Genomic DNA, 9,996 nt, shown 5'->3' on the forward strand with positions numbered 1-9,996 from the left:
ACACCGGCAGTCGCGGTAGTTTTCTTCCCTGGTCCTGTCGGCACAGCCCGACAGCGAACCTCCAGCGCAGCGCAGACACAGGAGATCGGGCGTGCTGAATCGTTTTGGAATCAGGACTCGCGTACTGCTGCTCGCCGTCGTTCCCGCCGCGACCATGGCGCTGGTACTGGGCGGCTATTTCACGTGGGTGCAACAAAACGAATTGCAGACCCAACTGCTCCAGCGCGGACGGATGGTCGCCGAGAGTCTGGCGCCGCTGGTGGCGCCGGCCCTGGCGCGCAAGGACCGAGCGCAACTGGAGCGCATCGCCACCCAGACCCTGGAACAGCCCGACGTGCGCGCGGTGTCGTTCCTCTCCCCCGACCGCGGCAGCCTGGCCCACGCCGGCCCGAGCATGCTCAACCTGCCGCCCGCCGGTGGCGGCACCCAACTGCTGCAACGCTCCGGCAGCGATGCGACCCGTTACCTGCTGCCGGTGTTCGGTCGTCACCGCGACCTTGCCGACGACCCGGTACCCCAGGAAGTCGACCGCCTGCTCGGCTGGGTGGAAATCGAGGTGTCCCACGGCGGCACACTGCTGCGCGGCTATCGCAGCCTGTTCGCCAGCCTGCTGCTGATCCTGATCGGCCTGATGGGCACCACCCTGCTGGCGCTGCGCATGAGCCGGGCGATCAACGGCCCGATCGGGCAGATCAAGCACGCGGTCAGCCAGCTCAAGGACGGCAACCTGGAAGAGCGCCTGCCGAACATGGGCAGCTACGAGCTGGACGAACTGGCGGGCGGCATCAACCGCATGGCCGAGACCCTGCACAACGCCCACGAAGAACTGCAGCACAGCATCGACCAGGCCACCGAAGACGTCCGGCAGAACCTGGAAACCATCGAAATCCAGAACATCGAACTGGACATGGCGCGCAAGGAAGCCCTGGAGGCCAGCCGGATCAAGTCCGAATTCCTCGCCAACATGAGCCACGAAATCCGTACCCCGCTCAACGGCATCCTCGGTTTCACCCACCTGTTGCAGAAAAGCGAGCTGACCCCGCGCCAACTCGATTACCTGGGCACCATCGAAAAATCCGCCGACAGCCTGCTCGGCATCATCAACGAGATTCTCGACTTCTCGAAGATCGAGGCCGGCAAGCTGGTGCTGGAGAGCATTCCGTTCAACCTGCGCGACCTGATCCAGGACACCCTGACCATCCTCGCCCCGGCCGCCCACGCCAAGCAGCTCGAACTGGTCAGCCTGGTCTACCGCGACACGCCGCTGTCGCTGGTGGGTGACCCGCTGCGGCTCAAGCAGATCCTTACCAACCTGGTCAGCAACGCCATCAAATTCACCCGCGAGGGCACCATCGTCGCCCGCGCCATGCTCGAAGACGAAAACGACGACAGCGTGCAGTTGCGCATCAGTATTCAGGACACTGGCATCGGCCTCTCGGCGCAGGATGTGCGGGCGCTGTTCCAGGCCTTCAGCCAGGCCGACAACTCGCTGTCGCGGCAACCCGGCGGCACCGGCCTGGGGCTGGTGATTTCCAAGCGCCTGATCGAGCAGATGGGCGGCGAGATCGGCGTCGACAGCACGCCGGGCGAAGGCTCGCAGTTCTGGGTCAGCCTGAACCTGCCCAAGGCCCGCGACACGATCGAAGACCAGCCGCTGCCGATTCTTCAAGGCCGGCGCACCGCCATCGTCGACAACCACGAACTGGCCCTTCAGGCCCTTGAACATCAACTGGAAGACTGCGGGCTGAACGTCACCACCTTCAGTTCACCCGAACACCTGCTCAGCGGCGTCGAGGCGGCGCGGCTCGCCGGCCAGCGCTTTGAGTTGGCGGTGCTCGGGGTCAACCTGCATGACCTGCCGCCGGAGCGGCTGGGCCAGTTGATCCAGCGTCTTGAGCATTTCGCCTGCCAGGCCCTGGTGCTGTGCCCGACCACCGAACAAGCGCTGTATCACCCCTTCCTGCCCAACGCCCACGGCCAGCTCTACGCCAAGCCGGCCTGCACGCGCAAACTGCGCCGGGCGCTGCTGGAACTCATCCAGCCACGGCGCAGCAACAGCGAGATAAAGCCCCCACCGGGCCAGCGCCTGCCCAAAGTGCTTTGCGTCGATGACAACCCGGCCAACCTGCTGCTGGTGCAGACCCTGCTGGAAGACCTCGGCGCCGAAGTGCTCGCCGTGGACTGCGGCGCCTCGGCGATCAAGGCGGTGCAGCAGGACAACTTCGACCTGGTGCTGATGGACGTGCAGATGCCGGGCATGGACGGTCGCGAGTGCACCGAACAGATCCGCCGCTGGGAAGCCGGCCAGGGCGGCCAGGCGCTGCCCATCGTGGCGCTCACCGCCCACGCCATGGCCAACGAAAAACGCGCCCTGCTGCACAGCGGCATGGACGACTACCTGACCAAACCGATCAGCGACCGACAACTGGCCCAGGTGGTGCAGAAATGGACCGGTTTGCCGGTCAGCCTCAACCGCACCGAACGCCAGGCCGAGCCGTACCACGGCGGCAGCGAACTGAGGGTGCTGGACCCGGATGAAGGCTTGCGCCTGGCCGCCGGCAAACCGGACCTGGCGGCCGACATGCTGGCGATGTTGCTGGCGTCGCTGGAGTCCGATCGCCTGGCGATCCGTGCCGCCCGCGATGCCGATGACCGCGCCGCGACCATCGAGCGGGTCCACCGTCTCAATGGTGCGACCCGCTACTGTGGCGTACCGCAGTTGCGCGCCGCCTGCCAGCGCAGCGAAACCCTGCTCAAGCAGGACGATCCGGAGGCGCCGCAGTCGCTGGACGAACTGGAACGGGCCATCGACCGCCTGACCTGGGCCGCGCGCCAGAGCGCCTGACCTGGAGCAAGGCTGTTTTTGCCGGCTTGGCTACACTGGCGCCATTCGATCGATCGGGAGCATGACCATGCGTGCCTTGTTTTTCAGCAGTCAGGCCTATGACCAGGACAGTTTCAACGCCGCCACGGCAGTGCCGGACCTGGAACTGCACTTCCAGCCCGGCCGCCTGACCGAGGACACTTCCACCCTGGCCGCCGGCCATGAGGTGGTCTGCGCCTTCATCAACGACGACCTGTCCGCGCCGGTGCTGGAGCGCCTGGCAGCAGGCGGCACGCGACTGATCGCACTGCGTTCGGCGGGCTACAACCATGTCGACCTGCCCGCCGCCCGGCGCCTGGGCCTGACCGTGGTGCGGGTGCCGGCCTATTCACCCCACGCCGTGGCCGAACATGCGGTCGCCCTGATCCTGGCGCTGAACCGGCGCCTGCACCGCGCCTACAACCGCACCCGCGAAGGCGATTTCAGCCTGCACGGCCTGACCGGCTTCGACCTGCACGGCAAGACCGTCGGCGTGGTCGGCACCGGCCAGATCGGCCTGGCCTTCGCCCGCATCATGGCCGGCTTCGGCTGCCAGTTGCTGGCCTACGACCCCTACCCAAACCCTGAGCTGCAAGCCCTCGGCGCCCGCTACCTGCCGCTCGACGAGTTGCTGCGCGAGTCGCGCATCATCAGCCTGCATTGCCCGCTGACACCGCAGACCAAACACCTGATCAACCCGCGCAGCCTGGCAGACCTGCAACCGGGCGCGATGCTGATCAACACCGGCCGCGGCGCGCTGGTGGACACGCCGGCGCTGATCGAAGCGCTGAAAAGCGGCCAACTCGGCTACCTGGGCCTGGATGTCTATGAAGAAGAAGCGCAGATTTTCTTCGAGGACCGCTCCGACCTGCCGCTGCAGGATGACGTGCTGGCACGGCTGCTGACCTTCCCCAACGTGATCATCACCGCGCACCAGGCGTTCCTCACCCGCGAGGCGCTGGCCGCCATTGCCGGCACCACCCTGGACAACATTGCCCGGTGGATGGTCGGCCAGCCGCAGAATCTGGTGGAGGGATGAGGTAGGATACGCGGCAAATTTGGAGGCCCCATGGTCGAACACGATTTCCGCTACACCCTCTTCAACCCGCAACACACCTTGATCGAATGCCGCGCGCTGGTGCCGGGCCGTTACCAGGTCACCGGCAACGGCGGCTCGATCCAGAAAGGCGACGTTCTGCTGGTCACCCTCAAGGGCAGCAAGACCCTGTCGATGCGCCTGACCGTCGACAGCGTCCGCCACCTGATCAACCCGAGCGGCCAGTGGGTCGCGGTGGCCACGGGTCCGGTGTTCGGCGAGCTGGCGATACATCAGTGGCAGGTCAACTGCGACAGCTGCGAAGCGACCCTAGACTTCGAGTTCGCCGTCGACGCCAAACTGGGCAAGAAAGCCCAGCAACCGGCCGCCGTGGCGCGCGTTGCCGAGCTGGGCTGGAGCACCAAGGGCGACAAGCACCAGTGCCCGAAATGCCGGGAGCAGGCGCGGTAATGAACAGGATTCTGTTGAGCGGACTGGTCGCCGCGGCCCTCGCGGGTTGCGCGGCCGAGCCGATGAAACTGGAGCAGGAACGCAGCTACGTGCTGGAGTGGATCGGTGAACGACCGCTGATGGACTACAGCCACCTGACCCTGACCCTCGCCGCCGATGGCCGGGCGTACGGCAATGCCGGCTGCAACCACTGGTTCGCGCCGTACACCCTGCAAGGCAGCACGCTGAGCTTCGGCGCCGTGGGCAGCACCCGCAAACTGTGTGCCCCGGCATTGATGGAGCAGGAAAAACGCTTCCTGCAGGCGTTGACCACGGTCCAGCGCTGGGACATCTCGCCGATCGAGCAGGTCAGGTTCTGGCCTGCCGAAGGCAAGCCGCTGCGCTTCTGGCCTGAGGAAGGCTGAGCCCAGGCTCGCCCCGATACAGTAGGAGCGAGCTTGCTCGCGAAGAATCCTCGCGAACAAACTCGCTCCTGCCGAATGGCCTTATCAGGCGCCCTTGAGCGCCTTGATCTTCTCCACCAACCCCGCCTCGGTCTGCTCGCCCATCAACTGCTCCCGCACCTTGCCCTTGTCGTCGATGATGTAGGTCACCGGCAGCGCTTCGCTGCGTGGCAGGTCATAGCGTTCGGCGGGATCGTCGGCCAGCACGGTAAAACCGATGCCCATGGCTTCACTGGCCTTCTTCAGTTCCTCGCCCTGCAAACCGTCGAAATTCACCCCGACCACCGTCACGCCCTGGGGCTGCCATTCTTTGGCGAAGTGGTTCAGTTCGGGAATCTCGACGCGGCACGGGCTGCACCATTCCGCCCAGTAGTTGAGCACTACCCAGCGTCCGTCGAGTTGATCGGCTTTCACCGTGTTGCCGTTCTGGTCGAGGCCGTAGTCCGCACCGCAGCCACCGAGCAGCAGGCTCGCGGTGATGGCCAGGGCTGCTGCCAAACGCCTTGTCATGGGTCAATCCTTCTTCAAGATTCAAGCAAAATGCCAATACGCTGCGGTTAGAATACCCGCCACTCACAGCCAGATGCGACCCTGACATGACTGACCTGACGCTTTACCACAACCCCCGCTGCTCCAAATCCCGTGGTGCGCTGGAACTGCTCGAAGAGCGCGGACTGGCCCCGACCGTGGTGCGCTACCTGGAAACCCCGCCCGATGCCGCCACCCTCAAGGCGCTGCTGGGCAAACTGGGCATCGGCGCCCGGCAACTGCTGCGCACTGGCGAAGACGAATACAAAAGCCTCGACCTGGCCAACCCGGCATTGAACGACGAGCAATTGATCGCCGCCATGGCCGAGCACCCGAAACTGATCGAACGGCCGATCCTGGTCGCCGGCGACAAGGCCGTGATCGGCCGTCCGCCCGAGAAGGTGCTGGAGATCCTGCCGTGAGCCAGCCCTACATCCTGATTCTGTATTACAGCCGCCATGGTTCCACCAGCGAGATGGCCCGGCAAATCGCCCGCGGCGTCGAACTGGCCGGCCTGGAAGCACGCCTGCGCACCGTGCCGGCGATTTCCACCGAGTGCGAAGCGGTGTCGCCGTCGATCCCCGAGACCGGCGCCCTCTACGCCACCCTCGACGACCTGCGCCACTGCGCGGGCCTGGCCATGGGCAGCCCGACCCGCTTCGGCAACATGGCCGCGCCGCTCAAGTACTTCATCGATGGCACCAGCAGCCTGTGGCTGAGTGGCGGACTGGTCGGCAAGCCAGCGGCGGTGTTCACCTCCACCGCCAGCCTGCACGGCGGCCAGGAATCGACCCTGCTGTCGATGCTGCTGCCGTTGATGCACCACGGCATGCTGATCATGGGCCTGCCCTACAGCGAATCGGCGCTGATCGAAACCCGCGGCGGCGGCACGCCGTATGGCGCCAGCCACCATGCCGGCGCCGACGGCAAGCGTGACCTGGATGCCGACGAAATCGCCCTGTGCCGCGCCCTTGGCCAGCGCCTGGCGAACACCGCGAAGCGTCTGGAGAACGGCCGTGGCTAAGAAGCCGAAGATCCTTCCTGCGCTGGAATGGCTGGAACCGCGCGTACGCCTGACCCGGGCGCTGAGCCTGGCCGCATTCTTCGCGCTGATCGCCTTGCTGATCGTCAACACCCTGTTCTTCACCGACCTGCACGGTGCGCGGCCCTGGGTGGTTCTCGGCATTCAGTTGCTACCGCTGGCGCTGGTAGCGCCGGGCATGCTGGGCGGCAGCGCGCGGGCCCATGCCTGGATGTGCTTCGTGCTGAACCTGTATTTCATCACTGGCGTGGAAGCGGCATTCGACCCGTCGCGGGCGCTGTTTGGCTGGCTGGAAGTGGTGATCAGCCTGAAGCTGTTCGTCTGTGCGCTGCTGTATATCCGCTGGCGCTTTCAGTACGACCGGCGGTTGGCGGGGGAAGGCGCTGCGTAGATTTTGCCCTGTAGAAGCGAGCTGTTCGGCTCCCCGACACGCTCGCGCCTACAACGGCGCCCGCATTAATCCGTCAGAAAACTCAGTGATTGACGGTATGCGCCAGCATCACCGACAACTGGCACAGCGGTCGCCCGCTCTCGGCATGCCACTGGTTGAACGCCGCCTGCACCAGGGCCAGGTCACGCTGGCTGGTGGGCTTTTTGTCGATCACTTCCTGAGCGATCAGCGCGGCGGCCATGTCATCGGTGGGGATGAAGGTGTCCTTGCCGACCATGCGCAAAAAGCGTGGCGCCGATAACCCGCCCAACTGGTTGCCATGCTTGGTCAGGTACTTCCACAGCCCGGTGATGTCGGTTACCGGCCAGCCGGCGATCAACGCGCCGAAGCTGCCTTTTTCCTTCTGCACATCGAGCACCATCTGCGCATTGCGCGGCACACTCTTGAGCTTGCCCAGGTGACGGATCACCCGGGTGTCCTGCATCAGCCGCTCCAGGTGCTCGGCGCCCATCAGCACGACTTTCTCCGGATCGAAACCGAAGAACACCTCTTCGAACGCCGGCCACTTGGCGTCCACCAGGCTGTGCTTGAGCCCGGCGCGGAAGACCCGCAGGGCCAGGGTCGAGAGATAGCGGTCATCACCGATGGCGCGCAACTGAGCCGGGGTTTTCGGCTGGGGCAGGTACGCCTCCAGCGCGGCGGCGGAACCGAAGCGGTTCAGGCAGTACTCATACAGCCACTGGTAATCGCGCATGGGTCAGATGTTCAGCACGTTGAGGAAACGCGGGGTGGCCGTTTCATCGATGGAGAGGCTGGTGAAGTCGAACAGGTTGCGGTCGGCGAGCTGCGATGGCACCACGTTCTGCAGGCTGCGGAAGATGCTGTCGGTACGGCCCGGGGTTTTGCGTTCCCACTCCACCAGCATGTCCTTGACCACCTGGCGCTGCAGGTTTTCCTGGGAGCCGCAGAGGTTGCACGGGATGATCGGGAATTCCTTCATGTCCGAGTAGGCCTGGATGTCCTTCTCGGAGCAGTAGGCCAGCGGGCGGATCACCACGTTACGGCCATCGTCGGCACGCAGCTTCGGCGGCATGGCTTTCATGGTGCCGTTGAAGAACATGTTGAGGAAGAAGGTCTCGACGATGTCGTCGCGGTGGTGACCGAGGGCCATCTTGGTCGCGCCGATCTCGTCGGCGAAGGTGTACAGCGTGCCGCGGCGCAGGCGCGAGCACAGCGAGCAGGTGGTCTTGCCTTCCGGGATCAGTTCCTTGACCACCGAGTAGGTGTCTTTCTCGACGATGTGGTACTCGACGCCGAGGGTCGTCAGGTAAGCCGGCAGTACATCCTCGGGGAAGCCGGGCTGCTTCTGGTCCATGTTCACCGCGACGATCTCGAACTTGATCGGCGCCACTTTCTGCAGGTGCAGCAGAACGTCGAGCATGGTGTAGCTGTCCTTGCCGCCAGACAGGCAGACCATGACCTTGTCGCCATCTTCGATCATGTTGTAGTCGGCGATGGCTTCGCCGGCGAGGCGCCGCAGGCGTTTTTGCAGTTTGTTCTGGTTGACCGAAAGGGTGCCCATAGCGCTTGAATCCGCGAGGTGTGACAAAAGGCGCGTATTTTACGCATAAACCGCTGCGGGACACAGACCCCTCCGATAAAGACTGCGAGGTAATCAAGCCCGACGCTGACAGCGCGATTTGCTCTAAAAAAGCGGGTTTGTGCGGCGAACGCCTTTCTATACTGCGACATAAGACCGCACCAATAGCGGCCTGTCCTGCCCGGCCCTGCCTTGTGGGCCCCGGGTTTTGTACGAGAAGTCGCCGAGTGGCGATCAGGCAATGTTCGTACGAAACCTAGCAAGCGCTCCGTTTGGGGGGCGACTGGAAACGACGTAGGAGTGATTGGCATGATCCATCACGTTGTAGGGCTGTTCACACACCCCGACCAGGAATGGCGGGAAATCCGTGGCGAAGAAGAATCCATCAGCCACATGTACCTCACCCACACCCTGATACTGGCGGCAATTCCCGCGGTATCGGCGTTTATCGGCACCACCCAGGTGGGCTGGGTCATCGGCGAGCGCGCCCCGGTCATGCTGACCATGGAAAGCGCAATATGGATGACCGTCATGTCCTACCTGGCCATGATCGCCGGCGTTGCGGTCATGGGCGCCTTCATCCACTGGATGGCGCGTACCTACGACGCCAACCCGAGCCTGGCGCAATGCATCGCGTTCGCCACCTACACCGCCACCCCGCTGTTCATCGGCGGCCTGGCGGCGCTTTACCCACACCTGTGGCTGGGGATGATCGTCGGCACGGCGGCCATCTGTTACACGGTCTACCTGCTCTACGTCGGGCTGCCGACCTTCATGAACATCCCTTCGGACGAAGGGTTCCTGTTCTCGAGTTCGGTGCTGGCCGTCGGGCTGGTGGTACTGGTTGCCATCATGGCGTTCACCGTCATCACCTGGGGACTGGGCGTGGGGCCCGTCTACACCAATTAGCAAAAATGCCAGCAACTTAGGGGCAATACCGTCAGGCCGCCGCAAGGCGGCCTGACTTCGTCCGCGGACCGGCGGTCTCGGCAGCGCGCTCATGGTTGCGGCATAATCGCCGCTCAGGAGTACCCGACCACATGCCAGAGCTGCTCAAAACCCGCGTCGAAGATTGCTACAAGCAAGCCGAAGCCTTTTTCAAACGTCCCTTCCACCGCCCCGCCGTCAGCTTCAAGCTGCGCGGGCAGAAAGCCGGTGTCGCCCATCTGCACGAGAACCTGCTGCGCTTCAATCTCCAGTTGTACAGGGAGAACAGCGAGGATTTCCTGCGCCAGACCGTCGCCCACGAGGTCGCCCACCTGGTGGCGCACCAGTTGTTCGGCGACCGTATCCAGCCGCATGGCGAGGAATGGCAACTGATCATGCGCGGGGTCTATGAACTGCCGCCCAATCGCTGCCACAACTACGACGTCAAGCGCCGCACCGTGACTCGGTATATCTACCGTTGCCCTTGCGCCGGGAGTGATTTCCCGTTTTCAGCGCAGCGACACGGGCTGGTCAGGCAGGGGCGGCGGTATCTGTGTCGGCGCTGCCGACAGACCTTGGTGTTTAGCGGGGAAACGCGGGTGGAGTGAGCCTTTGTTCTTCATGGAATACTGGGGCGCTTTGGCTTCGGCTTTGGGGCCATTAACTTGGCTTGGGGGGGCGCCCCCCCGCCCCCA

Annotated in this window: 12 protein-coding genes; 9 read left to right on the forward strand and 3 right to left on the reverse strand. The window is 64.3% G+C overall.

The features are described from left to right. Window positions 1-91 precede the first annotated feature (91 nt). The 4 genes from NTD88_RS26245 to NTD88_RS26260 all read left to right on the forward strand — a co-directional run bounded on the left by NTD88_RS26245 (window position 92) and on the right by NTD88_RS26260 (window position 4,774). Window positions 92-2,845, forward strand: coding sequence for a response regulator (locus NTD88_RS26245; protein WP_175652402.1), 2,754 nt, complete (start codon window positions 92-94; stop codon window positions 2,843-2,845). A gap of 67 nt (window positions 2,846-2,912) precedes the next feature. Further along, window positions 2,913-3,902: a 2-hydroxyacid dehydrogenase gene (locus NTD88_RS26250; RefSeq protein ID WP_262153962.1), complete on the forward strand. Its 990-nt coding sequence runs from the start codon at window positions 2,913-2,915 to the stop codon at window positions 3,900-3,902. A gap of 30 nt (window positions 3,903-3,932) precedes the next feature. Then, window positions 3,933-4,370 carry a hypothetical protein gene (locus tag NTD88_RS26255; RefSeq protein WP_095155392.1) on the forward strand — a complete coding sequence of 146 codons (438 nt, stop codon included), beginning with the start codon at window positions 3,933-3,935 and terminating at the stop codon, window positions 4,368-4,370. Beyond that, complete coding sequence (locus NTD88_RS26260) at window positions 4,370-4,774, forward strand: META domain-containing protein (RefSeq protein WP_095155391.1); 405 nt, start codon at window positions 4,370-4,372, stop codon at window positions 4,772-4,774. Before NTD88_RS26255 ends, NTD88_RS26260 begins: the two co-directional genes overlap by 1 nt. 84 nt (window positions 4,775-4,858) lie before the next feature. On the opposite strand, the gene NTD88_RS26265 is transcribed toward NTD88_RS26260, so the two are convergent. After that, complete coding sequence (locus NTD88_RS26265) at window positions 4,859-5,323, reverse strand: TlpA disulfide reductase family protein (protein ID WP_262153961.1); 465 nt, start codon at window positions 5,321-5,323, stop codon at window positions 4,859-4,861. An 86-nt stretch (window positions 5,324-5,409) separates the two neighbouring features. Here NTD88_RS26265 and arsC point away from each other — a divergent pair, with 86 nt between their 5' ends. The 3 genes from arsC to NTD88_RS26280 are packed head-to-tail and all read left to right on the forward strand — an operon-like array spanning window position 5,410 to window position 6,774. Next, window positions 5,410-5,763 carry an arsenate reductase (glutaredoxin) gene (gene arsC, locus NTD88_RS26270; protein ID WP_095155389.1) on the forward strand — a complete coding sequence of 118 codons (354 nt, stop codon included), beginning with the start codon at window positions 5,410-5,412 and terminating at the stop codon, window positions 5,761-5,763. Then, window positions 5,760-6,365, forward strand: coding sequence for an NAD(P)H:quinone oxidoreductase (gene wrbA, locus NTD88_RS26275; protein ID WP_262128464.1), 606 nt, complete (start codon window positions 5,760-5,762; stop codon window positions 6,363-6,365). Before arsC ends, wrbA begins: the two co-directional genes overlap by 4 nt. Continuing rightward, the gene (locus NTD88_RS26280) at window positions 6,358-6,774 is read left to right on the forward strand and encodes a DUF2069 domain-containing protein (protein WP_262153960.1); all 417 of its coding nucleotides are present in this window, start codon (window positions 6,358-6,360) and stop codon (window positions 6,772-6,774) included. Before wrbA ends, NTD88_RS26280 begins: the two co-directional genes overlap by 8 nt. An 82-nt stretch (window positions 6,775-6,856) precedes the next feature. Here NTD88_RS26280 and NTD88_RS26285 read toward each other — a convergent pair whose 3' ends face one another. Together NTD88_RS26285 and ttcA are read right to left on the reverse strand one after the other, a co-directional pair. After that, entirely contained in the window at window positions 6,857-7,528 is a 672-nt protein-coding gene (locus NTD88_RS26285) for a DNA-3-methyladenine glycosylase I (RefSeq protein WP_262153959.1), read from the reverse strand. A 3-nt stretch (window positions 7,529-7,531) separates the two neighbouring features. Then, window positions 7,532-8,356 (reverse strand): tRNA 2-thiocytidine(32) synthetase TtcA, encoded by an 825-nt coding sequence (gene ttcA, locus NTD88_RS26290; RefSeq protein ID WP_262153958.1) that lies wholly within the window; start codon window positions 8,354-8,356, stop codon window positions 7,532-7,534. Window positions 8,357-8,683: 327 nt separating this feature from the next. Here ttcA and NTD88_RS26295 point away from each other — a divergent pair, with 327 nt between their 5' ends. Both NTD88_RS26295 and NTD88_RS26300 read left to right on the forward strand, forming a co-directional pair. Next, entirely contained in the window at window positions 8,684-9,283 is a 600-nt protein-coding gene (locus tag NTD88_RS26295) for a Yip1 family protein (RefSeq protein WP_095155384.1), read from the forward strand. Between the two features lie 131 nt (window positions 9,284-9,414). Beyond that, the gene (locus NTD88_RS26300; RefSeq protein ID WP_095155383.1) at window positions 9,415-9,909 is read left to right on the forward strand and encodes a SprT family zinc-dependent metalloprotease; all 495 of its coding nucleotides are present in this window, start codon (window positions 9,415-9,417) and stop codon (window positions 9,907-9,909) included. The last annotated feature ends 87 nt before the right edge of the window (window positions 9,910-9,996 follow it).

Origin of the sequence: Pseudomonas sp. 20P_3.2_Bac5 (genome assembly GCF_025466035.1) — a bacterium.
GTDB lineage: Bacteria > Pseudomonadota > Gammaproteobacteria > Pseudomonadales > Pseudomonadaceae > Aquipseudomonas.

Bases quoted from the DNA above. Each gene is read 5' to 3' on its own strand.
- NTD88_RS26250 (WP_262153962.1), top strand. From the start codon at position 2,913: ATGCGTGCCTTGTTTTTCAGCAGTCAGGCCTATGACCAGGACAGTTTC.
- NTD88_RS26255 (WP_095155392.1), top strand. From the start codon at position 3,933: ATGGTCGAACACGATTTCCGCTACACCCTCTTCAACCCGCAACACACC.
- NTD88_RS26260 (WP_095155391.1), top strand. From the start codon at position 4,370: ATGAACAGGATTCTGTTGAGCGGACTGGTCGCCGCGGCCCTCGCGGGT.
- NTD88_RS26265 (WP_262153961.1), bottom strand. From the start codon at position 5,323: ATGACAAGGCGTTTGGCAGCAGCCCTGGCCATCACCGCGAGCCTGCTG.
- arsC (WP_095155389.1), top strand. From the start codon at position 5,410: ATGACTGACCTGACGCTTTACCACAACCCCCGCTGCTCCAAATCCCGT.
- NTD88_RS26285 (WP_262153959.1), bottom strand. From the start codon at position 7,528: ATGCGCGATTACCAGTGGCTGTATGAGTACTGCCTGAACCGCTTCGGT.
- ttcA (WP_262153958.1), bottom strand. From the start codon at position 8,356: ATGGGCACCCTTTCGGTCAACCAGAACAAACTGCAAAAACGCCTGCGG.
- NTD88_RS26295 (WP_095155384.1), top strand. From the start codon at position 8,684: ATGATCCATCACGTTGTAGGGCTGTTCACACACCCCGACCAGGAATGG.
- NTD88_RS26300 (WP_095155383.1), top strand. From the start codon at position 9,415: ATGCCAGAGCTGCTCAAAACCCGCGTCGAAGATTGCTACAAGCAAGCC.